Annotated in this window: 22 protein-coding genes; 21 read left to right on the top strand and 1 reads right to left on the bottom strand. The window is 48.6% G+C overall.

All coding sequences use genetic code 11. The features are described 5' to 3' along the window. Window positions 1–100: 100 nt before the first annotated feature. The 8 genes from GPL81_RS25000 to GPL81_RS24965 all read left to right on the top strand — a co-directional run bounded on the left by GPL81_RS25000 (window position 101) and on the right by GPL81_RS24965 (window position 8906). Window positions 101–1474, top strand: a complete 1374-nt coding sequence (locus GPL81_RS25000) for a phosphohexomutase domain-containing protein (RefSeq protein WP_160108887.1) — start codon at window positions 101–103, stop codon at window positions 1472–1474. Window positions 1475–1570: 96 nt separating this feature from the next. Beyond that, a complete protein-coding gene (gene gmd, locus GPL81_RS24995; protein WP_096512807.1) occupies window positions 1571–2665 on the top strand; it encodes a GDP-mannose 4,6-dehydratase in 1095 nt (364 codons plus the stop codon). 11 nt (window positions 2666–2676) lie between these two features. After that, on the top strand, window positions 2677–3762 hold the full coding sequence (locus GPL81_RS24990) for a DegT/DnrJ/EryC1/StrS family aminotransferase (protein ID WP_160108886.1): 1086 nt from the start codon (window positions 2677–2679) through the stop codon (window positions 3760–3762). Window positions 3763–3864: 102 nt separating this feature from the next. Continuing rightward, on the top strand, window positions 3865–4647 hold the full coding sequence (locus tag GPL81_RS24985) for an ABC transporter permease (protein WP_160108885.1): 783 nt from the start codon (window positions 3865–3867) through the stop codon (window positions 4645–4647). Further along, window positions 4644–5414, top strand: coding sequence for an ABC transporter ATP-binding protein (locus tag GPL81_RS24980; protein WP_160108884.1), 771 nt, complete (start codon window positions 4644–4646; stop codon window positions 5412–5414). The genes GPL81_RS24985 and GPL81_RS24980 overlap by 4 nt, the downstream gene beginning before the upstream one ends. Window positions 5415–5524: 110 nt before the next feature. After that, window positions 5525–7177: a glycosyltransferase gene (locus GPL81_RS24975; RefSeq protein WP_246218982.1), complete on the top strand. Its 1653-nt coding sequence runs from the start codon at window positions 5525–5527 to the stop codon at window positions 7175–7177. Further along, window positions 7174–7800: a NeuD/PglB/VioB family sugar acetyltransferase gene (locus GPL81_RS24970; RefSeq protein WP_160108883.1), complete on the top strand. Its 627-nt coding sequence runs from the start codon at window positions 7174–7176 to the stop codon at window positions 7798–7800. Before GPL81_RS24975 ends, GPL81_RS24970 begins: the two co-directional genes overlap by 4 nt. Then, on the top strand, window positions 7797–8906 hold the full coding sequence (locus GPL81_RS24965; protein ID WP_160108882.1) for a glycosyltransferase: 1110 nt from the start codon (window positions 7797–7799) through the stop codon (window positions 8904–8906). Before GPL81_RS24970 ends, GPL81_RS24965 begins: the two co-directional genes overlap by 4 nt. Window positions 8907–9016: 110 nt before the next feature. Here the strand turns inward: GPL81_RS24965 and GPL81_RS24960 are convergent, their stop codons facing one another. Further along, a complete protein-coding gene (locus GPL81_RS24960; protein WP_160108881.1) occupies window positions 9017–10174 on the bottom strand; it encodes an acyltransferase family protein in 1158 nt (385 codons plus the stop codon). Window positions 10175–10839: 665 nt separating this feature from the next. Between GPL81_RS24960 and GPL81_RS24955 the strand changes: the two genes are divergently transcribed. The 13 genes from GPL81_RS24955 (at window position 10840) to GPL81_RS24895 (ending at window position 25550) form a co-directional block, all read left to right on the top strand. Then, window positions 10840–13131, top strand: coding sequence for a glycosyltransferase family protein (locus GPL81_RS24955; protein ID WP_160108880.1), 2292 nt, complete (start codon window positions 10840–10842; stop codon window positions 13129–13131). Between the two features lie 481 nt (window positions 13132–13612). After that, the gene (locus tag GPL81_RS24950) at window positions 13613–14980 is read left to right on the top strand and encodes a hypothetical protein (RefSeq protein WP_160108879.1); all 1368 of its coding nucleotides are present in this window, start codon (window positions 13613–13615) and stop codon (window positions 14978–14980) included. A gap of 144 nt (window positions 14981–15124) precedes the next feature. Beyond that, window positions 15125–16123: an NAD-dependent 4,6-dehydratase LegB gene (locus GPL81_RS24945; protein WP_160108946.1), complete on the top strand. Its 999-nt coding sequence runs from the start codon at window positions 15125–15127 to the stop codon at window positions 16121–16123. Between the two features lie 7 nt (window positions 16124–16130). Then, on the top strand, window positions 16131–16838 hold the full coding sequence (locus tag GPL81_RS24940) for a sugar phosphate nucleotidyltransferase (protein WP_218585663.1): 708 nt from the start codon (window positions 16131–16133) through the stop codon (window positions 16836–16838). A 4-nt stretch (window positions 16839–16842) separates the two neighbouring features. Beyond that, window positions 16843–17694, top strand: coding sequence for an NAD-dependent epimerase/dehydratase family protein (locus GPL81_RS24935; protein WP_160108877.1), 852 nt, complete (start codon window positions 16843–16845; stop codon window positions 17692–17694). A 4-nt stretch (window positions 17695–17698) separates the two neighbouring features. Further along, a complete protein-coding gene (locus GPL81_RS24930; RefSeq protein ID WP_160108876.1) occupies window positions 17699–18646 on the top strand; it encodes a glycosyltransferase family 2 protein in 948 nt (315 codons plus the stop codon). Beyond that, window positions 18639–19322: a class I SAM-dependent methyltransferase gene (locus GPL81_RS24925; RefSeq protein WP_160108875.1), complete on the top strand. Its 684-nt coding sequence runs from the start codon at window positions 18639–18641 to the stop codon at window positions 19320–19322. Before GPL81_RS24930 ends, GPL81_RS24925 begins: the two co-directional genes overlap by 8 nt. Further along, a complete protein-coding gene (locus GPL81_RS32050; protein ID WP_160108874.1) occupies window positions 19319–19693 on the top strand; it encodes a GtrA family protein in 375 nt (124 codons plus the stop codon). Before GPL81_RS24925 ends, GPL81_RS32050 begins: the two co-directional genes overlap by 4 nt. 312 nt (window positions 19694–20005) lie before the next feature. After that, window positions 20006–20974, top strand: coding sequence for a UDP-glucose 4-epimerase family protein (locus GPL81_RS24915; RefSeq protein WP_160108873.1), 969 nt, complete (start codon window positions 20006–20008; stop codon window positions 20972–20974). Beyond that, window positions 20971–21999 (top strand): MraY family glycosyltransferase, encoded by a 1029-nt coding sequence (locus GPL81_RS24910; RefSeq protein WP_160108872.1) that lies wholly within the window; start codon window positions 20971–20973, stop codon window positions 21997–21999. The genes GPL81_RS24915 and GPL81_RS24910 overlap by 4 nt, the downstream gene beginning before the upstream one ends. Window positions 22000–22107: 108 nt before the next feature. Continuing rightward, complete coding sequence (locus GPL81_RS24905) at window positions 22108–24102, top strand: polysaccharide biosynthesis protein (protein WP_160108871.1); 1995 nt, start codon at window positions 22108–22110, stop codon at window positions 24100–24102. A 112-nt stretch (window positions 24103–24214) separates the two neighbouring features. Next, complete coding sequence (locus GPL81_RS24900; RefSeq protein WP_160108870.1) at window positions 24215–24547, top strand: ComEA family DNA-binding protein; 333 nt, start codon at window positions 24215–24217, stop codon at window positions 24545–24547. Window positions 24548–24755: 208 nt separating this feature from the next. Continuing rightward, window positions 24756–25550: an SDR family NAD(P)-dependent oxidoreductase gene (locus tag GPL81_RS24895; protein WP_160108869.1), complete on the top strand. Its 795-nt coding sequence runs from the start codon at window positions 24756–24758 to the stop codon at window positions 25548–25550. The last annotated feature ends 6 nt before the right edge of the window (window positions 25551–25556 follow it).

The raw sequence follows: 25556 nt of genomic DNA, 5'->3' as shown, positions 1-25556 counted from the left end.
CTTTTTGCGGTTTGCCAAGGCCTGATGCATTTCCATCCTGACGCGTGCGAGGAGGTCCGGTTTGGTCCTCTCATCGCGTATACCTCAGCAAGAGAGTGGTATGAACACCCCAATCAGAACCCAGTGTTTTAAAGCCTATGACATTCGTGGCCAAGTGCCTTCCGATCTCAATGAAGACGTCGCGTACCGTATAGGCCGGGCAATGGTTGCCGAGTTGCAGGGCAAGAACATTGTGCTGGGACGGGATATGCGACTTGAAAGCCCCATGCTGGCGGAGGCGATGACTCGTGGATTGCTCGATGCGGGTGCCAACGTAATCGATATCGGTTTGTGTGGAACCGAAGAAGTCTACTTCGCCACCAGTGCCTTTGAAGCTGACGGTGGGGTGATGATCACGGCGAGCCACAATCCCAAGGGCTACAACGGGATGAAGCTGGTGAAGGCTGAATCGCGACCTATCAGCGGTGATACAGGGCTCTTTGCCATACGCGACCGGGTGGAGAGCGGTGACCTGGGACCGATCGCAACAACCCTCGGGGAGGTTCGATTCGAACTGGATAAGACCCGATACATTGATCACCTTCTCACCTACATCAATGTAGCGGACTTGAAGCCGCTGAAAATACTTGCAGACCCAGGCAATGGCGCGGCCGGCCCTGTGTTGCAGGCTTTGATTCCAAAGCTGCCATTCGAGTGGGTGATGATCAATGTCGAGCCTGATGGCAATTTTCCCAACGGAGTGCCCAATCCGCTGCTACCAGAGAACCGCAGCCTGACACGGCAAGCGTTGCTGGATAACGGTTGCGATTTGGGTTTGGCCTGGGATGGTGATTTCGATCGTTGCTTCTTTTTCGACCAGGACGGCCGTTTCATCGAGGGCTATTACCTGGTGGGCCTGCTGGCAGAAATGCTGCTCAAGAAGAACCCGGGCTCCAGGATCATCCATGACCCGAGATTGACCTGGAACACGATCGATCAGGTTCGTTTGGCGGGTGGCGTTTCAGTACAATGCAAGACCGGGCATGCCTTCATAAAGGAGTGCATGCGTCTGGAAGATGCGATCTACGGTGGTGAGATGAGCGCTCATCATTATTTCCGGGATTTTGCCTATTGCGATAGCGGCATGATTCCCTGGCTGCTGGTGACTGCGTTGATGTCTGTCTCGGGGAAGAAATTATCGCAGCTTGTTGATGAGCGCATCGCCGCTTATCCATGCAGTGGTGAGATCAACTATCGAGTGAACGATGTGGCGGCGGCGCTGGAGGAAGTCTTGAAGCACTACATGCCTCAAGCGCCTCACCTCGATCAAACGGATGGAATAGGTCTGGATTTTCCTGACTGGCGATTCAATCTCCGAGGCTCAAATACTGAGCCTTTGTTGAGGCTGAATGTCGAAAGCAGAAGAGATCCAGCGTTGGTAGCGTTGAAAGTCAAAGAGATTGAGGGACTGCTGAACAGTAAATATATGGAATGAAAAAACGGGTCTCACTTCCAGATTGAGGGGTAGCGAACAAGTTAACCCTCTGATCGAGACTTACTGTTCTATTGATTAATTCAAATTGGTGAAAAAATGAGCGATAAGAAAGTAGCGTTGATTACGGGTATTACTGGTCAAGATGGTGCTTACCTTGCTGAGTTCCTGCTCAAGAAAGGTTATTCGGTACACGGCATCAAGCGCCGCGCCTCCCTGTTCAATACTCATCGTATTGACCATCTCTACCATGACCCGCATAAGAAAGGCTATGATCTGAATCTGCACTACGGTGACCTGACTGATTCGAGCAGCTTGATTCGCATCGTGCAGGAAGTACAACCGGACGAAGTCTACAACCTCGGGGCGCAAAGCCACGTTGCCGTTTCTTTCGAGTCGCCAGAATATACTGCTGACACTGATGCCATGGGCACCCTGCGCATCCTTGAAGCAATCCGCATCGCCGGGCTGGAAAAGAAGACCAAGTTCTATCAGGCATCCACCTCCGAGCTGTACGGTCTGGTTCAGGAAATTCCTCAGAAAGAAACCACGCCTTTCTATCCACGCTCCCCGTATGCCGTCGCCAAGATGTATGCCTACTGGATCACCGTGAACTATCGCGAGTCTTATGGCATGTATGCCTGCAACGGCATTCTCTTTAACCACGAATCCCCGATCCGTGGTGAAACCTTCGTAACCCGCAAGATCACCCGCGCCCTGGCGCGTATCAAGGTCGGTCTGCAAGATTGCCTGTACCTCGGCAACATGGACGCCCTGCGTGACTGGGGTCATGCCCGTGATTACGTCGAAATGCAATGGCTCATGCTGCAACAGGAAACACCAGAAGACTTCGTAATCGCGACCGGCGAACAACATTCCGTACGGGAGTTTGTTGAAGTAGCAGCGAATGAAGCCGGTATCAAGATTCGTTGGGAAGGTAAGGGCGTAGACGAGAAAGGTTACGACGTCGAAACCAACAAATGCATCGTTGCCGTCGACCCACGTTATTTCCGTCCTGCCGAAGTTGAGACGCTGTTGGGTGACCCAAGCAAAGCCAAAGCCAAACTGGGCTGGGAACCAACTACCTCCTTCAATGAACTGGTAGAAGAAATGATGCGTGAAGACTTGAGTGAAGCCAAACGCGACAAACTGGTCGCTGAACACGGCTTTAAATACTTCAAAGGCCAGGAATAAAGGGGGCTGGGATGATTCCGGTATATCAGCCCTTCTTGGGCGGTCGTGAAAAAGAATACGTAAACCAGTGTCTTGATTCGACCTGGATTTCTTCTCGCGGAGAGTTTATCTCTCGTTTTGAGAGCGAGTTTGCTCAATACATTGGTGCGGAACACGCGACCACTGTAAGCAATGGCACCGTTGCCCTTCATCTGGCAATGGCTGCGTTGGGGCTTGGGCCTGGCGATGAAGTGATTGTTCCGACGCTGACCTACGTTGCGTCCGTCAATACCATCATGCAAACAGGCGCGAGCGTCGTATATGCCGAGTCTCTGGCAGATACCTGGAACGTCAGTGTTGCAGACATCCGCAGTCGCATTACACCGAAAACCAAAGCGGTCATGGTCGTGCACTTGTACGGCTTGAGCTGTGACATGGATGAAGTCGTTGCTCTGTGTAAAGAGCACAACCTGCTGTTGATTGAAGACTGTGCAGAAGCCTTCGGCTCCCTGTACAAGAATCAGCATGTCGGTACTTTTGGTGATGTCGCTACCTTCAGTTTCTTCGGAAACAAAACCATTACCACCGGTGAGGGTGGGATGGTGGTTTGCAAAAACAAGGACATTCACGAAAGAGCCTGTCACCTCAAGAGCCAGGGCGTGTCCAAGACTCGCGAATACTGGCATGACGAGTTGGCATACAACTACCGGATGACCAACATCTGCGCAGCCATTGGCCTGGCTCAATTGGAGCGTGCAGACGAAATCATCGCCCTCAAGCGCCAGGTAGCAGACTGGTATCGTGAAGCGCTCGAAGGTCTTCCATTGCAGATGCACGCAGAGCAGCCAGGAACACGTCACTCCTATTGGATGTGCTCGGTGGTGCTGGATGACGCTAGTCAGCGTCAGGCGCTGCGTGATCACCTGAAGAACAAAGGCATAGAGACACGTCCGCTGTTTGCTCCCGCTAATACCATGCCCCATTGCAAGACGGATGAAACCTTTCCGGTCGCGCAGGACCTCAGTTCGCGAGGGATGAACCTTCCGAGTTATCCGACGCTGACCCGCGAACAGGTGCAGCAAGTAGTAGAAGAAATTCGATCTTACTTTGCCAGCTGATGCTGTGTTGGAATTGAGGCTGGCGACAGCCTCAATTTTCATAAAATTCAAAGAGGGCAAATTAATGTCCAGGCTTTCGAATTTAATTATTCAGGGGAAGTAATGTTTTCGTATTTTTCTCGCGTTTGGGCTGCCCGATACTTTTGGGTACATCTTGCTTTGGCCGATTTGCGCTCCCGCTGGCGCAGATCGTTCATGGGGGTGACCTGGTCGATTATTCAACCTCTAGGTATGACGCTGCTTCTGACGCTGGTGTTTAGTCGTCTGTTCAATACTGATGTACTAACCTACGCTCCCTATGTTCTCTCTGGCATCATCGTTTGGGAGTTTATTTCCGCCAATACAATCGGCGGTTCATTGTCTTTCGTTCAAGCGGACGCCTACATTAAACAATGTAATCACCCCTTGGCCATTTATACCTTGCGGACCGTGCTCGGTAGTTCAATTGTACTCATGCTCGCCAGCGTTTCACTCTTTGTTTGGGTCGCGATCATGATGCCGCAGAATTTCGGATGGAGTTGGTTGGCGACTTTGACAATATTTCCTGTCGTCGCATTGATCGCATGGCCTGTTTCCACACTACTTTCCTATATCAGTACTCGCTTTCGTGACGTGCCCCATGCACTCGGGCTTGTGATGCAATCTCTATGGTTTGTATCTCCGGTGTACTTTGAAGCGAAAATGTTTCAAAACGGCGGGCTCCACGCTCTGGTCGACTACAATCCGATTTACCATATTCTTCAGTTGTTCAGGGCGCCGCTGTTACAGGGTGAATGGCCAACGCTTGCTAATTACACTTTTAGTTTGGGTACCGCTTTGTTCTTTGGGCTGATCGCGATGTATGTAGGCTACAAAGCCGAGCGGAAGGTGATTTTTTACCTATGAGAACCAATAAAATTAATCAGATCAGTGTCAAGAACGTCAATCTTCATTATGCGTCTGCAGCCTATAAAGAGCGTTCATTAAAGTCGTTGATGGCGAACGTTTTCTCGAAAAAGCAGGCTACCCAGCATGTAGCCGATATTCACGCGCTCAAGAACATTAACGTTCAAATCGTCAGCGGTGAGCGGGTAGGGCTTCTGGGGCACAATGGTGCGGGGAAAAGCACGTTTCTCAAGACCGTGGCCGGCCTATACCCGATCTCCAGCGGAGAATTGGTCGTAGAGGGGCAGGTCCGTTCCTTGTTCGACTTGAGTCTGGGGTTTGAGCCAGATGCGACAGGGCGCGAGAATATTCTCTACCGTGGCTTGCTGCTTGGTTTGTCTCCAAAGTTCATGCGAGAGAAAATCGACGAAATCGTAGCCTTTGCCGACCTTGGCGAGTTTATCGATTACCCGATTAAAACCTACTCGGCCGGGATGCAAGTGAGGTTGGCTTTTGCAATTTCAACGACTGTCGGTGGTGATATTTTGCTGCTCGACGAAGTCATCGGGGCTGGTGATGCCAATTTCATGGCGAAAGCCAAAGTGCGCATTACGAGTCTGATCGAGAAAGCTGAAATCCTCGTGTTAGCCTCTCATGACTTTGGCGCCTTGCAATCCATTTGTACCCGTGGATTGGTGTTTCACCATGGCGAATTGTTGTATGACGGTGAGATATCAAATGCTATCTCAGAATATAGAAGGATTAATAACCTGGGTAACACAAACTAAAGTGTGCTCAAGTGCAGGTCTGCGACAGTGTGAGCATCTAGGGTGGGTCCCAAGGGACGACAGATAAGATATCTAGTGGTTGACGAGGGATTTTTGGGAGCTATACGCAAGTGTCTATAATAAACTATGGTATATACATAGCATACGCACCTGGATTGGATTTGCGCCACGAGGGATTAGGTCGATATCTCGCCGCTTTTCTGAAAGGGGCTAGTGAGCGTAAAGACATACGATTCGTACTTGTATGTCCCAGTTGGTCGAGAGAAGGGCTCGACAAACTTTTTGCCAGCGAAGAGGTGCCACGAGAGCGTTTCGAGCTGGTATCTCCCAAAAAGCAACCTATGATATTGCGGGTGTACGAGGCTTATATTGCACGAAAGAAAAGGAAGAAAAAACCGGGCATTCTCAGTAAGTTTTTTCGTGGGTGTGAAACCGCTAAGTCAGCTTTGTTGGATTATGCCGAACAACGCTTGGTAACGACCCGTAGCTTTATGAGTGGGGCGCTGCTCTTTCTGGAAGCTCTAATTGTATTTGGTCTTTTAGCTATAATCAGTCCCATAGTATTGCTTGGTGCTGTCATTTTTTTACTTGTAAAGGCTAGATTCTTTATAAGAAGGTTTGCACGTCCGCTGAAACGAATTATTTTTCGAATTAGGGGGGCTATGGGTGAGCCAAAGGACGATGCTTTTGTATTGCGTTTATACAAGCGTATGGAGCGGATAGAATCTGAACGCATGTTGGATTTAATCGCTAATTTGTCTAATGTTAGGGCGTGGTACAGTCCGACCGCATTTTGGCCCGCCTTTAATAAAATTGATCGTCCTTTGTTGATGTGTGTTCCCGACGTAGTGCTCTCGGATTTTCCGGTGGGATTTTCCAGAGTAGCTGGCGATCGCTTTTTACAAACCTATGAAGAGGTTCAAACATCGATTCAGACAGGGCAGTATTACGTCACTTACAGTGAAAGAGTCAAGTGGGAAACATTGGTTGATCAGTACGCTGTGCGCGCTTCAAACGTATCAGTTATTCATCATGCTCCCAATGTGTTGGATCATTGGATTACTGTAAACGGATTTTTAGATTTAGAAACAACATCACAACACTATGCTAGGTTGCTGCTCGCAAGTGCCATGCGGAAGTCTTCAAATAAAAGTTATACTGCGGATATTGCGAATACATCGTTTAAGTTTATGTTTTATGCTAGTCAGTTTCGGCCTAATAAAAATCTGATGGTGTTGTTGCGTGCATATGAATATCTTCTCCGTAAAAAATTTGTAAGTCATAAGCTGGTTTTGACCGGTGATATTGAACGATATTCAGAGCTAAAGCAATTCATTAAAAAGAACCGGTTGGAAAATGACGTTTTATGTTTGCGCGGATTGACTGTTCAGGAGTTGGCGGCTTGTTATAAGCTAGCAGATCTGGCGGTAAATCCAAGTTTAAGCGAGGGTGGCTGTCCCTTCACTTTTACTGAGGCTCTTTCTGTCGGAACTCCTGTCGTCATGGCGAGAATTGCCGTAACTGAAGAGATACTGAAAGATCCTAAACTTCAATGTGACACCTTTTTTGATCCGTATGATTGGAAAGATATTGCGTATAGAATTGAGTGGGCCCTTGATAATCGTAATGAACTTCTTCTGACACAACAAAAGACGTACCAGGTCCTCTCAAAGCGGACGTGGACTGACGTGGTAAATGAACATATTGAAGTCCTAGATAAAATTTCGATTAATTTCAGTAAATCGAATGTGGAGGGGCAATGAATACTCCAGGGGGCTTACTTGTTTTAGGCTTCGGCGGGCACGCTCGAAGTATCGCTGATGTCGGGCTGGCATTGGGAATAAAACATTTCTGTTTTATTGATGTTAATGCGCGACCCAATGAATTTTTTGGGAAATTCCCTGTGCTCCCAGTTTGGGAGGGTAAACTTCCTGCCAATTGGGCGGTTATGCCTGCATCCGGAAGTAATTCAATTCGCCAGACTCAATATGATTGGGCATGCACACAAGGCTGGCCATTGGCTACGCTGATTGCACCTACATCGACCATTGGTTATGGCGCAAAAATCGGTGAAGGTTCGTTTATTGCACAGCATGCCCATGTAGGGCCAATGGCCTCATTGGGAGTAGGTTGCGTTATTAACACCGGTGCCATTGTGGAGCACGATTGTGACATAGGTGAATTTACTCATATTTCCGTGAACGCAACCGTGGCAGGCAAAGGATATGTTGGAAGTTTTTGTTTTGTAGGCGCGGGCGCTACAGTAATAGATTCAGTGCGAATCACAGAGGGCGTGACGTTGGGTGCAGGTGCATGTGCACATCGTGATATCAAAGAGCCCGGTACTTACGTCGGGGTTCCCGCTCAACGGTTAGATAATAAATGAAAGTTCTGCATTTTTTCAAAACGTATTATCCCGAAACGATGGGAGGCGTCGAGCAAGTTATTTTCCAGTTGGCAGAAGGCGGGATTCACCATGGTGTTGAATCCCAAGTTTTGTCTCTGAGTGCGGCGGGTGCAAGTCGAAATAGAGTTTTGGGGCATCATATAACTCATACCTCAAAATTGGATCTTCACATCGCATCGACCGGATTTTCACTTTCAGCGTTCCGGGACTTTGCTGAGCTTGCAAATGAAGCGGACATCATAAACTACCATTTCCCATGGCCGTTTATGGATGTTGTGCATTTCGTCAAAAAAGTTAAAAAGCCTACGGTCGTTAGTTATCACTCAGATATTGTAAAGCAAAAAATCCTGTTGAAGTTGTATGAGCCATTAATGAATTCATTTCTTGGAAGTGTCGATAAAATCATTGCCTCTTCTCCTAACTATGTAGCTAGTAGTTCGGTGCTGCAACGATTCAATTCAAAAGTCACGACAATTCCCATAGGTTTAGACAGGAGTACATATCCCGAAGTGCCACTTGAAAAGATTCTCCATTGGAAGGGATTGTTAGGGGAGCGTTTTTTTCTATTTGTTGGTGCCTTGCGTTATTATAAAGGGCTTGATTTTCTTCTTGACGCTGCAGCTAAGGTTCGGGTTCCAATCGTTATTTTAGGCCGGGGACCTATGGAAAATGAATTAAAGGCGAAGGCAAAAAAATTGGGCTTGGCTAACGTACATTTTGTTGGAGGGCTACCCGACATCGATAAGTCTGCGCTGTTGATGCTTTGCTGTGGTTTGGTGTTTCCTTCCCATCTACGTTCTGAGGCTTTTGGAATTTCCCTCCTGGAAGCGGCCATGTATGGTAAACCTCTAATCTCCTGTGAAATCGGGACAGGCACTACGTATATAAATATTGGAGGCGAAACCGGGTTGGTTGTAGAGCCTTGTAATGCCGATGAATTGGCCCAAGCGATGAAATATATCTGGGACCACCCAGAAGAAAGTAAGGTAATGGGGCAGTGCGCATTGGCGCGTTTCGAATCAGTCTTTACTTCCGATACGATGGTAAAGGCATATGCTAATGTCTATCAAAATCTGTTGAGTTGACTTCCGATAGTTCGGGTAGCTAAAGAGGTCCAAGGCCATACTCAATGCTTCTATAGCTACAAGACAGTAATAATATGTCGTCTCACTGTTACTTTTCGGTGAAACTTGGATCACGCAGTTTCTGCAGATTTTACCTTTGAGACCCCAGGTTTATTTATGGTGGTCAAAGCTCTCGCAATCTTCTGACCTTTGCGATGCGTTGGGGTCTCAACTAGATGATGCAGTGCGTAAGCCACAATAATCGCAGTGAATATTGCAGTTGCGATGGCGATTTTCGGGGACGCGCCAAAACTCAGCGCCAGCGCGATTACCACGTACCCCATCGCGCCATGCGACGCATAAAGTGGATAGCTGATCTTGGACAAGAAGGTGAAAATTGTTCCGCTTTTACGTTTATACATAGTGAAGAGGATGAAAGTCACCACAGCGGCTAAATACCCGCCCCACTCGATTGACGTCATGTCCTTATGAGGGCCCCATAAGAGAAGTGCGAAGAATGTTCCCAGCAGGATTGCAGAAATTAGTATTGCCGCTTTAGTTTTTAGTTCGCCATTTATCCAGAAAGAATAAACTGTCCCAAGAAACATAAAGACGATGAATTGTCCAGATAAAGTGAGCATATAAGCAAGTCTCCAAATTACTTGCTCTACACCGTGATTTTTCATGTAGATACCTGCCAAAAAGCAACTGACGGCAATTGCTATTGGGGCGACGAATATGAGTGGGTTACCTTTGCGTATGAAGGGCGCTAAAAGCGCGCAAACGATATAGAATTTTATTTCTATTTCTAAAGTCCAAATAATTCCATCTATGTTTGCGGACCAAATTAAATCTCGAATACCCAATAGATAGTGAATTGCAACTTGCCAGTAGGTGTACTGGAAGGGTTTGTTGAAGTATATTCCGGCTACATACATTGACAGAATCGATATGGTGAAGCCTGCGGCATATACTGGCCACAATCGGAAGGCTCGACCGATTAAGAATGCAAGGGTTGAATACTTTTTTATGGATAGCGGTATGACCAGCCCACTGACTAAAAAGAAGATACCGACACCATAACCACCCCAATCGAAGTGCGGAACTATATCTAGCATCTTTACGTAAATTGGAGTCGGTACCAGCTCTTCAGTTGGCATTTTGACGTTTGCAAAGTTCTCGACAAGAGGCCGCATCTCCCACGCGTTGTGAAGATAATGACTGAGAACAACAAAAATAGCTGCTAAGCCTCGCAAAATGTTGGCGAATTCTAGTTTATTCTCGTTCATTCATACCGCTCCAATGCCTTAAGCATAGGATTCTATCAGTGCTCGAGGCGTTTTGTGAGCGATTGGGCTTGATTTTTCTTTATGCAGGAGAACACTCGATCTGCGGAAGCGGCGGCATCGCGCAGATTTCCACTGTGTCCATCGTTCAGCGCACTGGTTCGTTGAATGCGTCGTCGATTCTAGAGCATGGAGTTTAACGATTCAGCTCCTAGTGAAGACTCGTGAACAGGTTCTTTCTGGTCGACTCAGGCAGCAAATTCCTCGATGTATTTCGTACGTGCTCTTGGCGCGTCTGACATACATCACGGTTCCGAATATCATCTAAATTTAGCAACAGTCGCGGCTATGAAATGCTCCGGTTTCGTTGTTCAGGTGGTCGGGCCAATCTGGGTATCTCGCTCTGGTGCTCAAGCTGTTAACACTAGTCTTAAAGTTATTGAGCAATTTCAGAGATTCGTTTAGTCTTTGCCTACGACTTATGCGATGCTGGTTTTTTGAGTCTCGCATCGGTAGTTTTGGTGTATTGTTTTTTAGATTGGAGAGCACCGACTTGATCAACGGCGTTTGGGTATCATTCGTTTTTTTGAGACTTCGATGAAGTTAGATTTTGCAAAGCGTGGCATAATTTTTTCTTTGGTAGATTTCGAATTAATAAGTGGATATTTATGAGAGTTGATAAGACGGTGCGGGTGATGTGGTTGTTGAATCATAGCTCGGCTAGAAAATTCGAAGTTGCGATGCTCAAGCGAATTGGCATTAGCGAAATTTTTACGCCTAAGTCCTTTCCACAGGAAATTTCCTACCGCTCAGCTTCAGTTTCTTATGAAGAGGATGGTGCTTTAAGTATACCCAGTGACGATCTCGCTTTATTGAATGCCCAAGATTGGCATGCGATGCCTAGCAAGCAGGCCTGGGAGGTAGCAAATAAGTACTTCGATGTAATGTTTTTCATTTTGCATAACCCGGAAGTCTTAAACAATATTGCCAGGAATTTCAAAGGCGCGGTGCTTTGGCGCGCATATGGATTGGATGCCAGCCTCTCATACGGAAAAATCCTCTCTGTTCTTGCACCGGACCATGGTCAGAGTTTGAGGCGGATCGGAGCAAGGTTTTGGTTTGCTCAGGCATACGAGCATCTGCATGAAATTGAACCTCTAATTATTTCTCGCTCCCGCGTTTATTTGCCATTGGGTATCGCCAATTCAACTATTTCTGATGGTTGGAATGGTGGTGATAAGCGTATTTATTTTGTTTGTCCAGATATTGAAACTAATATTTATTATACGGATTTGTTTAAGTCGTTTAAGTCTTGGTTTGAGGGCATGCCATATGTTGTTGCTGGCGCGCAAGCAATACAGCCTTCTGATCCGGCGGTACTAGGTTATGTTCCACAGGAGATTCACGAGCGTAATATGCGTGAGTTTAGGCTCATGTTTTATCATTCGGTCGAGCGGAATCACGTTCATTACCACCCCTTCGAAGCTGTTCGCGCAGGTATGCCGCTTGTATTTATGGCGGGTGGAATGCTTGATCGTCTGGGTGGAAAGAATCTTCCTGGGCGATGTGAAACCATAAAAGATGCTCGAGCGAAAATCAGTCGAATACTTAATGATGACAAGGAGCTAATTGACGCTATTCTGAAAAGTCAGTCTTCATTACTTGAGCCCATGAAGTTGGTCAATTGCGAACAGTCTTGGCGCGACGGTTTCACTCGTATACTTTCGGAATTAGCTATTAGTAGAGCTGAGGATGCCGGCCGAACAATCAAAACCAAGCGTATTGCAGTTATTCTTCCAGTTGCTTATGGTGGTGGGTCCTTGCGTGGTGCCAAGTTACTGGCGCAAGCGATCTATCAAGGAAGTGTTCAATATGGCGAGCACGCGGAAGTCGTTTTTTTTCATTTGGATAATGGTGTAATTTACTCCGACGAGCACTTTTCTGACTTGCCTTCTGCTATAAAACGTCGAACATTCAAATGGATTACGCTACAGGCCGATGAGGCAAGGCGCGCAATGCGCTACGCTGGGCATGTGGGGTGGGAGCCATTGATGTCGCAGTACATGGCCGTTGAAGACGGGTTCATGCAGTTGAATGACTGCGATCTGCTGGTAGTGGTATCCGATCGATTGCCTGTTCCGCTACTACCACTAAAACCATATATTCTTATGGTTTATGACTACCTACAGCGCTATGTAAAAATACTACCTCGTGGTGCTGACCAGTCGTTTATTAATGCAGCGAGGCAGGCAGAGCGAGTTTTGGTTAGTACGGAGTTTACACGTCGGGACGCTCTGCAATATGCAGGTGTACTACCTTCGAAGGTATTTAAGGTGCCAATGCTGGCCCCCGACTTTTCAGCGAACCTCCAGCGGCGCGACAGCCCAGAGTCTACATATTTTGTTTGGACCACCAATGCGGGGCGACACAAAAATCATGAGGCTGCGCTTGAAGCTTTAAAGTGGTATTACGAGGAGTTAGGTGGAAAGTTAGAGTGTATTGTTACGGGGGTAAATACTGCAGCGCTTTTTAAAAAACCACCTAAACATTTGAAAACAGCAGTATCTAAGTTTAAACAAAGCAAATTAGCGCGGAAAAAAGTGAGTTTGCTGGGTGAGCTTCCAGATCGTGAGTATCAAAGAACCTTAGCTGGGGCTGCTTTCCTCTGGCATGCGGGTACTATTGATAACGGGACTTTTAGTGTGATTGAGGCCGCGAGCTTGGGAGTTCCATCTCTTAGTAGTGATTATGCAGCGATGCGTGAAATTGATTTACAGTTTTCGTTGAATCTCGCTTGGATGAATGGGGCCAATCCAAAAGACATGGCGGAACAGCTAAAGTCGATGGAGTCTTCGTACGGCGCGCGGAAAGCTATGCTGCCGAATTCAGAGATTGTTTCAGCTCAAAGTGTCGAGTGCCTCTCGGGCGAGTACTGGAAGGTATTGCGTGAATGTCTTTAGTCATGGCAGCGTTAGTTGCCCTTCAAGATATTCTTAGATGGAGTGAGTAACACCCACGGTCTATGATATTGAGCCCATCATGGGCTCTTTCATCATCTCAGTATGTTTTTGCCTGGCCGGTGCCAAGACACCGGGGCACTGCCCACCTTGTCATGTGTTGACACGTCGGTTTAAAGGGGGGGGGGCGGCCAGCAGGTTACTGCGGGGAGATGGGCAGTGGAAGGCGAATGAAAAATGTGGCATGGTGCTCCCAGTAAACGACAGTGTGCGATTTTAGCTATCTATATTTGTTTGGCTCGCTTGATTGACCGGTTTAAAGGGATGTTATATGAATGCTGTGATAAGTACTCCACCCCAAATGAACGCGGATATTCAAGGTTGCTTGAATAAGTATCGCCTAATAATTTTGGAGTTGCTAAGTCTCTTGTTTTTGCTTGCTATAGTATTTTGGTCGGTTAGGCCTCTAATTGAAGAGTGGGGGTTGTTCGCTGCGTTTAATATTTCCGGTCTTGGTTATATAGAGGAGTTTGCCCACTTTATTCCCATGCGGCCATTGCACCTCCTCGCATATGCCTTGCAGTGGCTGATTGGGGCGGGGCAACCGATCGGTGTGGCAGCAGGAACCGGTTTATTGTTGATTGCACGTTATTATGTGACTCGGTGGGCTGTATCTCCATTGCTCAATGGTTGTGATCGTTGGATAGTTTCTATTTTGGCTGCTACATTGACGTTTTGGCCTGGCGCTTGGTTGGGGCGCTATGGGTCAGCGCAACTTTCTGCAGTATTTTTCTTTGTATCGCTTGGCTTCGCAATTCGCGTGCACCAAAAATTCTCCACGGCCAAGGTTGTTGGGTTTGTTGTTGCCTCCGTTTTAATGTTGGTGACGTATCAAGGCTTAACGTTATGTTTGCTAGCTTTGCCTTTCGCATCGTTTTTATGGGGGCAGACCGATGATGTTGCTACGGTTGGAAAATATTCAAGAGCGAAGGCAGCTGGGCGCGTTTTATTTGCCTTAATGCTGAGTTTTACGGCCTACGGGGTTTACTGGTTCATTGTTTCTAAAGTGCTTGGTAACGCTGGGTATGAGGGAGCGCTGGCCGGCGATAGTTCAAGATTGCTTACGGTGTCAGGTTTGGTTGCGCATATTGAAGCAGCCTATTCAACCGCGTTTACGCAGACTTCGTATTTGCTGCCTTATTTGCTTCTTATTTCTTTTTATCTATGTAAGCTGGCGCTTGATAAGCAAGAGACGGCAAAATCGTTACTTTTAATGTCAGGGTTGGGCGTTGCACTGGTTGGTATGTTGCCCCTTCTTTCGCTTATTTATGTTAGTTCGGTTCATATTCGTGACCTAGATAGGGTGCTTTTTCCGATTTCAGCAGGATTTGTTTTGGTCTGTTTGTCGCTTTTGATCAGATGTCGAAGTGGGAATTTTATCAGCGAGAACTATATTGGCGCATCTATTTTGGTTGCTGTATTGGTAACGTCCAGCACTATATCGGCATATGAGAGTTATAGATATGCGCGACTTCAAGTGAGTGTGATTGACCAGGTGTGGACTGTTTCAAAAAATAATAATTCGAAGTTGGTCGTTATTCGAGATATGACCGGTGCGCTGGGCGATGTTTATACTTTGTATGGGCCGACACTAAGCGATGCAATGTCTGTGCTTGGGAGAGATCTCAAGGGAACAATCTGCACCCCATTATCAGTAGATCGTATACATCCGATTGCTCAGCGCTTTCCAATCGACACGACGGTCCGTTGTGAAGATTTACCTCCTGCTCCAGAAGGGACTCTAGTACTGAAGGCGCGCTGGGAGGATGGTAGGCTTGTGATTGAACCCTGACCTATGTTAGTTATAAGGGGTGCGATGATGCTTAATAGATTTCAGGTGGTGAACGTGATGAAATCGCTCTCGGCAAGGCATGATGCTAAGTCCCAAGCAATCACTCCCTTATTGTTTTGCTTTAACTTATAATTGGTGAATCAATTGAATTTAGCGGGCAAAAAAGTACTCGTCACCGGCGCCGATGGATTTATCGGCAGTCACCTCGTTGAAGCATTGCTTGCACACGGGTGTGATGTGCGTTCGTTTGTTTACTATAATTCATTTAATAGCTGGGGCTGGCTGGATTCGCTGCCTATTGATGTGGTCAAAGGTCTGGATGTGTTTGCAGGTGATATTCGCGATCCTCATGGCGTTGAGTTGGCTATGCAAGGGTGCGATGTGGTTTTTCATCTTGCGGCGCTCATTGCAATTCCATTTTCGTATCATTCACCTGACTCATACGTAGACACCAACATCAAAGGTACGCTCAACGTTTTACAAGCTGCAAAAAAACTCAATGTTGAGCGAGTATTGGTAACGTCCACATCTGAAGTCTACGGCACGGCTCAGTATGCCCCAATAGACGAAAAGCACCCGTTCCAGGGACAATCGCCCTACAGTGCGACCAAGATTGGAGCAGACCGCCTCGCTGAATCGTTTTATAGGTCGTTCCAGACTCCTGTCACAATAGTGCGCCCCTTTAATACTTATGGACCGCGGCAATCGGCTCGGGCTGTCATTCCTACAATCATTACCCAACTCCTTTTAGGGGCGAAAGAGCTTAAGTTGGGCAGTTTGACGCCCACTCGCGATTTCAACTATGTGAAAGATACTGCCCAAGGTTTTATTGCATTGGCTAGTTCCGATGCCGCAGTAGGGCAGGAAGTCAATATTGCGACCAATTCTGAAGTGTCGGTTGGTGATATCGCTAAAGTATTGATTGATGAGTTGAATCCTGATGTGAAGATTGTTACTGAAGATGATCGGCTTCGCCCGGATGCATCTGAAGTGTTCAGGCTGATTGGTGATAATACGTTGATCAAATCGTTGACCGGCTGGGCGCCGGAGTACGACTTGCGTCGCGGCTTGCAAGATACCATTCAATGGTTCAAGGAACCTGAAAACCTGTCTCGCTATAAGGCTTGGCTATATAACATTTGAGGTGTACATGAGAGCTATCATACTTGCTGGCGGTAAAGGTACTCGGCTGCGCCCTTATACAACGTTAATTCCAAAGCCACTAGTGCCATTGGGTGGTAAGTACTCCATCCTGGAAATCATAATTTTGCAATTGCGCAAAGGTGGTTTCACGCATATTACATTGGCTGTGAACCATTTGTCGCATTTGATCATGGCCTATTTTGGTGATGGTTCAAGATTTGGCCTGAAAATAGACTATTCAATTGAGGAAACCGAACTCAGTACTATCGGGCCGCTGACTCTTATTCCTGACTTGCCAGAAAACTTTTTGGTTATGAATGGTGATATTTTGTCGGATCTGAACTATCGCGATTTCTTCGATCTGCATGTTCAAAGTGAAAGTAAGGTTTCGGTTTCGGCGTACCGTCGTAATGTCAAAGTTGATTTTGGTGTGCTCAAGTACGATGAGGCCGGAAGCCTCACCGCATTTGTGGAAAAGCCAGTGTATGATTTCGACGTAAGCATGGGGATTTACTGCATTCACAAATCTGCAATTGACTCGCTATCCAAAGGCGAACCCTACGGCTTTGACCACCTGATGATTGATGGGCTCGCAGCAAACAAGCCTGCTACCATTCGACCGTTTTCAGGGTACTGGCTTGATATCGGTCGTCCTGACGATTATCAGTACGCTGACGACCATTTCGAAGAGTTGTCAGCCAGGCTGGGGCTTTAAGCAAATGCCTACAGTATTGCTTACGGGTGGTGATGGTGCGCTAGGAAGTTCAGTAGCCAACCACCTGCGCTTGCGTGGATATGATGTCGTATGCGGCACTCGGCGCGGCGTAACTGACGCTACGCACTGCCACTTGGATGTCACCACTTATTCCAGTGTTTCAGCGGCCATTCAGACGCTGAAACCTGGCGTGGTGGTTCACTTGGCCGCGACATTCGAAAATGATTACGAGCAGGCTTACGCAACCAATGTTCTAGGGGCAAAGCATATTCTCTCTGCGGTAAAGGAGTCGGGATATTCAACTCGAGTAGTATTAGCGGGCTCAGCTGCTGAATATGGGTTGGTTTCTCCAGAAGAAAATCCAGTCCGTGAATGCCAGGTACTTCGCCCGGTGTCAACTTATGGACTGACCAAGTCTTGGCAAACGAATTACGGTTTAATGTGTTCTTTTCAGGGAATGGACGTAGTCGTTGCAAGGATTTTTAATCTCGATGGCCCGGGGTTGTCTGATCGCCTTTTTGTAGGGCGAATCAACCAGCAAATTCAAGATGTGCTTGCCGGCTCACGACAGCGGATTGAAGTTGGCTCGCTATCCGCAGTGCGGGATTATATTTCTATCGATGAAGCAGCGCTCCAACTAGTCCGCATCACTGAACGTGGGGGGACTGGAGAGATTTATCACGTGGCAAGCGGGCGCCCGATCAAGATGCGTGATTTTCTTCAACAGCGTCTGAATTCTGTTGGCTTGAGCTTGGAAATTGTTGCTGAAGCTCCTGCTCTCAGTAGCCGTACTGGCTATGACGTTCCTGTAATTTATGCCGACATAAGCCGAACCGTTGCACTTATGGACGAGTAAGAAAATGACTGTTACCAAGCTTACTATTGTGGCCCCTGTCTTCAATGAAGAGGCTGTAATCGCTCAGTTTCATACGCGAGTTTCTGCAACGTTATCTGCGCTGCAAGATGTAGAAGCAAAGATAATTTATGTGGTTGATAAGTGTACTGATAATACGCTTGATGTTCTGCGCGATATTGCGAAAGACGATTGTCGGGTTAAAGTATTGGCAATGTCTTCTCGGTTCGGCCACCAGATGTCGTTGTTGGCCGGTATTGAACAGGCATTGGAGGCAGATGCTGTCGTGATGATGGATAGCGATCTACAGCATCCACCAGAATTAATTCCTGTTTTGATAAAAAATTTTCGCGAAGGTGCGGATGTTGTTTATACGGTCCGGACGGATACTCAGGATGTAAATCCTGTCCGTAAGGCGCTGGGAAACTTGTTCTATAAGTTTCTGAATCGGCTCTCTGATGTTGAAATTAATCCTAATGCTGCTGATTTTCGACTGATATCTCGGCGTGTTGCAAAAATCCTTTCTGAAGGGTTTGCCGAACGTAACATGTTTCTGCGAGGCCTGTTTTCCTGGATTGGATTTAAACAGGTTGGAATTGAGTATGTTGCGGAGAAACGGGCTGCTGGAGTTTCCAAGTACTCTCTTTCTCGAATGGTACAACTAGCCATTTCTGGCATACTTTCTTTCAGCACGAAGCCACTGCAAATAGGTATTTTTGTAGGTGTTTCGTTTTCAGTAGTAGCCTGCTTATTGATGATTGCGACGTTTTTTATATTCTTGTTTGATCGCTCGCTGCCCAGTGGTTGGACAACGATTGTCATGCTGCTTCTCCTCTTTAACGGTATTCAGTTGTTTGTTATCGGTGTGCTAGGTGTTTACCTCGGTGGCATCTATGAGGAAGTTAAGTCACGACCTAGATATATTTTGGAAGAGGAGATTTCGTATCGTGAGTAAAAAAGTCGATTTTGATGATTTTACCGGTAATTACAATGAGCTTTTGCGGGAAAGTACTCAGTTTTTTTCGTCCAGTGAGGAGTACTTCGCCAAGTATAAGATAGGGCTGGTTCGCGGGCAGATCAATAAACCGGTAAAGCGTATTCTTGAGTATGGATGTGGGATCGGTCGTAATATCCGCTACCTGCAAGAGGCATTTCCTGGTTCGGAAATAGTTGGCACTGATATTTCTGAAGCCAGTTTGAGCATTGCGGCGTCCGAAAATCCAGGCGTTCTATTTGAGAAGGAGTGCGCTGATACAGATGTTGGTGTTTTCGACCTGATATTTGTTGCCGGTGTCTTTCATCACATACCCCCATCGGACCGTGTCGCAGCTTCGAAATTGTTGGAAAAACGGTTAACGAATGACGGTGTTCTCTATGTCTTCGAGCATAATCCGTATAATCCAGTTACCAGGAAAATCGTTAATAACTGTCCATATGACGCGGACGCGGTACTTCTAAAACCTTCGGAATTATTAGGTTTGTTTGAACGTGCCGAGATGGTCGCAAGTGGGCAAGGTTACTGCCTCTTTATTCCTCCAAAATTTTCTTGGCTTGCGCCTCTTGAGAAATATCTCGAGTGGCTTCCCCTTGGCGGTCAGTATTGGGTTAAAGCGACTCGTAAATCAATATGAAACAACTAATTAAGTTCATTTTCGTTGGTGTCCTAAATACGTTGTTAGGTTATGCAATTATTTTTTCCTGCATGTATCTTTTGGGTGCAACAGCAGTAGTTAGTAATGTAATTGGATACGCGACAGGGCTTGTGTTGTCTTATGTGCTGAACCGCAAAATTACGTTTCAGAGTACCTCGAAGTCCAGATCGGAAATTTTTCGTTTTTTGCTCGTTTTCCTCGTTGCTTATTTTTCAAACTTGGGTGTTCTCTTGATGCTGATTCGCATAGGGAGTGTCCATGAGGGACTCGCACAAGTGCTTGCGGGTATAGTTTACGTGTTTGTTTCGTTCTTTTTGAATAAGTATTATGTGTTCTATCGTACATCTTGATCGTGTCTAATTAATTGTGTTTTACAGGGTCGCTTTGTGTTGAATTTCTAAAAAGGTCGCGAAGGAGGACAGGTCGATCACCATGCTTTCGTCGCCCGTTAGTGATGCCTTGAGTCTCTCCATTCGGTGTTTATGGTGGGTGAGAGGTCATTCTCGTGGCTTTTCGTCCTATGGTATACCAATTATTTCGTGCTTGGAGCCGGTAAATCCGGGGCAATCGCTTGTGTCGGAGATTGAGTGAGGCAGGGTAATTTATACAGATGCCTTTTTGTGATAAATTGCTTTTTGCTATTCACTTTAAATCGGTTTGAAATGTCGAAAAGAATACTTGTGACCGGAGGGACTGGATTTCTTGGAAATGCCCTAGTGCAGCGCTTTTGCACCTTTTCCGATGTGTTGGTTATAGCCCCTCTAAGAAGTATCAGTAGCAAGTTACCAGAAACAGTAGAAAAGACGTACATATCCGATATCAACGAAGACACCGATTGGAGCGCATCTCTTGCCGGTGTTGATACCGTTGTACATAGTGCGGCGCGTGTGCACGTAATGCACGAAGATGCGCACCAATCGATCGACAAATTCCGCGCAGTCAATGTCAAAGGCACACTTCGTCTTGCACGCCAGGCCGTGCAGGCTGGTGTCAGAAGATTTATTTTTATCAGTTCGATTAAAGTCAACGGGGAAACTACACCATTGGGGCGGCCATTTTCGGCAGACGATGTTCCACACCCTATGGACGCTTACGGACTTTCCAAGTACGAAGCGGAACAACAACTGCTGCAACTTGCAGAAAATGGATTAATTGAAGTCGTCATTATTCGGCCGGTGCTTATATATGGGCCGGGTGTAGGCGCAAATTTTCGACAGATGATGCACTGGCTTTCAAAAAGTCTTCCGCTTCCATTCGGTGCAGTGAGCAATCAGCGAAGCCTTGTCTCGCTGGAGAATGTCGTCGATCTGGTCGTTACGTGTGTCGATCATCCAGGTGCAGCGAATCAGGTTTTTCTGGTCAGTGATGGCGAGGATGTCTCAACGACTGAGTTGATGCGACGCCTTGTCGCTTATCTGGGGGCGAAAACCTGGCTGCTACCCATACCCGGAGCATTATTGGTTACTCTGGCCAGCCTGGTGGGGCGTGGTGCGGTAGCGCAGCGGCTTTTCGGCTCGTTACAGGTCGATATCAGAAAAAACCGGGAGTTACTCGGGTGGCAACCACCACATAGCATGGATGATGGATTGAAATCGACGGTGGCGCACTTTCTGGAGACTCGCAAGCAATGAGTTACGCGTGGTTCATTCCCGTAATTGTTGGCATTTCCTTTCTGCTGACGGCAGCGTTACGCAAGTATGCAATCTCCCGAAGCCTGATGGACGTTCCCAATGCACGGAGTTCCCACGTGGTTGCAACACCACGCGGTGGTGGTGTCGCAATTGTCGTGGCGTTTGTCGTTTCGTTGGTATCTCTGTATGCCGCTGGACTGATGACCGCTGGCGCATTCCTCGCCAATGCAGGGGCTGGTGCCGCGATAGCGATCATCGGCTTCATGGACGATCACGGCCATATCGCCGCACGTTGGCGCTTGCTCGGCCATTTTTCTGCGGCAATCTGGTTTCTGGCCTGGATGGGTGGATTGCCTCCGGTGGAAGTCTTCGGCATCGATGTCAATCTGGGTTGGGCAGGTCATGTGCTCGCAGCCTTCTATCTGGTGTGGCTGCTCAATCTCTACAATTTCATGGATGGCATCGATGGTATTGCCAGTGTCGAAGCCATCTGTGCCTGCCTCGGGGCTTGCCTGCTTTACTGGTTGTCAGGGCTCGATAGTCTGATGTGGGGGCCTCTGCTGCTCGCAGCGTCCGTGGCCGGTTTCCTGTTCTGGAATTTTCCACCTGCGAAGATTTTCATGGGCGATGCCGGTAGCGGGTTTCTGGGCATTGTGCTGGGCGGGCTTTCCCTGCAAGCCGCATGGGCGAATGCGTCTATGCTTTGGGCTTGGCTGATTTTGCTTGGGGTGTTCATTGTCGATGCAACGTTCACGCTGTTTCGTCGATTGCTCAGAGGAGACAAGGTCTATGAGGCGCATCGCAGTCATGCCTACCAGTTCGCTTCACGTCGCTTTGGCAAGCACCTGCCGGTGACTGTCACGGTGGGCGTGATCAATCTGTTCTGGCTGGTGCCGATCGCCGTTTGCGTGACGCGCTTTGGTCTGGACGGTGCCTTGGGGGTGATGGTGGCTTACGTACCGTTGATCGTGTTGGCGGTAAAGTTTCGCGCCGGAGAACTGGAAGTTCCGCTGGTCAAGAACTAAGCAGTAACTAGCATGTCTTTTAGGTTTAGAGTCATCGTGATGCGCCCTTGAGATTTCACCATGGCGAAAGGGGCGCTGAAAGGAGTGATTGAGGTGTTTGAAGGGTTTATGGATAAAATCAGAGAGTACCTGGTAGGACTTCCTCGACGCCGAAAACGGTTGATTCAGGTCGCCACCGATATTGTGCTGGTCTGGGCTGCCTTGTGGTTGGCCTTTATTGTCCGGTTGGGCGTGGACGATATGTACAACCCGTTCAAGGTGCACTTCTGGCTCTTCGTTTGCGCGCCCATTGTTGCCATCCCTTTGTTCATCCGTTTTGGCATGTACCGCGCCGTCATGCGCTATTTCGGAAACGACGCACTCATCGCCATTGTCAAAGCCGTCAGCCTCTCATCGCTGGTCCTGGCGCTCGTGGTCTATTGGTACAGCAATCACGAAGCGGTAGTGCCACGCTCCATCGTCTTTAATTACTGGTGGCTAAGCCTCGTCATCATCGGCGGTCTGCGCCTGTGCATGCGTCAATATTTCATGGGGGACTGGTTCTCCGGGGCTCATCATGTGCCATTTACCAACCGCGATGATGGCCTGACCAAAGTTGCGATCTACGGTGCAGGCGTGGCGGGAAATCAGCTGGTTGCAGCGTTGCGCATGGGCCGGGTCATGCGCCCTGTGGCTTTCATCGATGATGACGCAAGCATTGCGGATCGGGTGATTGCGGGTCTGCAGGTCTACAAACCCAAACATATTCAACAGATGATCGATGAGACGGGCGCTCAGGAGATTCTTCTGGCGCTGCCATCCTCCACGCGTGCGCGGCGTCGGGAAATTCTTACTTTTCTCGAGCGTTTCCCGCTGCACATTCGCAGCGTTCCGAACTTCACCGACCTGGCCAGTGGCCGGGTGAAGGTTGAAGACATCCAGGAAGTGGACATCGCCGACTTGCTGGGGCGCGATTCGGTGCCGGCGCAACCGGATCTGCTCGAGCGTTGTATCAAAGGCAAGACAGTCATGGTGACTGGCGCGGGTGGTTCGATCGGTGCGGAGCTTTGCCGACAGATTTTCGTCCTTGGCCCCACCACACTTTTGCTGTTTGACCACAGCGAGTTCAACCTCTACAGCATTCTGTCGGAACTGGAGCAGCGCGGTTGTCGCGACTCGGTTCAAGTCCGTCTACTGCCGATTCTCGGTTCCATTCGTCATCAGGACAAACTGCTGGATGTCATGAAGACCTGGGGGGTGGACACGGTTTATCACGCTGCGGCTTACAAGCACGTGCCCATGGTCGAGCACAACATCGCCGAGGGGGTGTTGAACAACGTCATAGGCACGCTCAACACCGCTCAGGCGGCGTTGCAGTCAGGTGTTTCCAACTTTGTATTGATCTCCACCGACAAGGCGGTTCGTCCGACGAATGTGATGGGCAGCACCAAGCGCCTGGCCGAGTTGACGCTTCAAGCCTTGAGTCGCGAGATTGCGCCGGTTCTGTTCGGCGATAAGGCCAATGTGTCCCGGGTCAACAAGACACGTTTCACCATGGTTAGATTTGGCAATGTGCTCGGGTCGTCCGGTTCGGTCATTCCACTGTTCCACAGCCAGATCAAGTCCGGTGGGCCGTTGACCGTGACTCACCCTAAAATCACCCGCTATTTCATGACCATTCCCGAAGCCGCACAGTTGGTGATCCAGGCGGGTTCCATGGGGCAGGGGGGCGATGTGTTCGTGCTGGACATGGGCGAGCCGGTGAGGATCGTCGAGTTGGCAGAGAAAATGATCCATCTGTCCGGCTTGAGTGTGCGTTCGGACAAAAACCTGCAAGGCGACATCTCGATCGAATTTACCGGTCTTCGTCCCGGGGAGAAGCTTTACGAGGAGTTGCTGATTGGCGATAACGTATCGGCAACGCAACACCCCATGATCATGAGCGCCAACGAGGATCATCTGCCCTGGGATGTGCTCAAGGGCCGTTTACGGGCGTTGCTGACGGCGGTTGATCAGGATGATTACTCAATGGTCCGGCAACTGCTGAGCGACACCGTCAGCGGCTACACCCCCGACGGCGACATCGTCGACTGGATCTACCAGCAACGTCGCCTCGAACCCTGATTGTTTCATATCCCGCAACAGACACGTTTTTGACAGGCTCCAGACATCGCCTAAGTTTGGGAGGCAGCTTCGGAAAAGCTGCTTCCTCAATCGATGTCATGGAGCGTCATTTATGCGTACTGGCTATTTCTACTCCCTGGTTTTTGCCCTGCTCACCAGCTTCTCCACAGCTGCCCTTGCAGCACCCGCTGTAAAGGAGGCTGGCAATGTGCAGCAAATGCAAGAGGTGGCCCCAAAGGCACAGAGCGATAAGGTCAATCTCAACGTGGCCGATGCGCCAACTTTGCAGCGCGAGTTGTCTGGCATAGGCGAGGCCAAGGCTAATGCGATTGTTGCGTATCGTGACATTAACGGGCCATTCGCCTCGGTGGACGAATTGCTGGAAGTGAAGGGCATTGGCAAGGCGATCCTGGATCGCAATCGCGAGAAGCTGGAAGTGAACTAAGCTGATTATTCAACGCCAAGGGGCCGGTCATTGACCGGCCTTTTTGCATCCCGGTGGACACTGCCGGGCAAAGCCTTCTGTCGGTGCCGTGAAAATTATGGCTATCATATGCCGATTAAATTATGCCTATAATAAATTCGTTTCCCGCTGAGGCGCCCTGATATTCATGCGCCTGGCGTTCCCTTCAGCATTTTCCAGGAGCACTGCCATGAATTCTGTTCAGTCCCAAGGTACGGCCCTCGTCACCGGTGCTTCTTCCGGTATCGGCGCGGTTTACGCGCAGCGTCTGGCGTCGCGTGGTTTTGATCTGTTGCTGGTTGCACGCGATCAGCAGCGGCTGGACGAGGCGGCGAGCACATTGCGCGCTGAATATGGTGTTCAAGTTGAGGTGGTCAAGGCGGATCTGACGCAAAAGGATGACGTGTTCAAACTTGAGCAACGCTTGCGCAGCGATTCGAGCATCAGCTTGCTGTTGAATAATGCCGGCGTGGCGGCGGATGGCTTGCTGGGCAATGCCGATACCGATCAGTTGGAGCGGATGATCCAGTTGAACGTCACGACGGTCACACGCCTGGCTTCGGCAGCAGCGGCCAGTTTTGCCAAGGCGGGTCGGGGCACGATCATCAATATCGCGTCAGTAGTGGCGCTGTTTCCCGAGCGATTCAATGCCACCTACAGCGCCAGCAAGGCGTATGTGTTGAGTCTGACCCAGTCGTTGAACGCAGAACTTGATGGCACCGGGGTCAAGGTCCAGGCTGTGTTGCCAGGGGTCACACGAACTGAAATCTGGGAGCGTTCCGGTATCGACGCTTCGCAGATCCCGGCAGAAATGGTCATGGAAGCGGGCGAGATGGTCGACGCAGCATTGTCGGGGCTGGATCAGGGCGAATTGGTCACCATTCCGTCGCTGCCGGATGTCGCCGACTGGGACAAATTCGTTGCAGCACGTTACGTCATGGCTCCGAACCTTTCCAAAAGCAAAGCCGCCGCGCGTTACAAATGAAGCGCG

Source organism: Pseudomonas izuensis (assembly GCF_009861505.1).
GTDB classification, from domain to species: domain Bacteria; phylum Pseudomonadota; class Gammaproteobacteria; order Pseudomonadales; family Pseudomonadaceae; genus Aquipseudomonas; species Aquipseudomonas izuensis.
The sequence above is the reverse complement of the archived record's forward strand: the minus strand, read 5'-3'. Positions and strand labels throughout refer to the sequence as shown.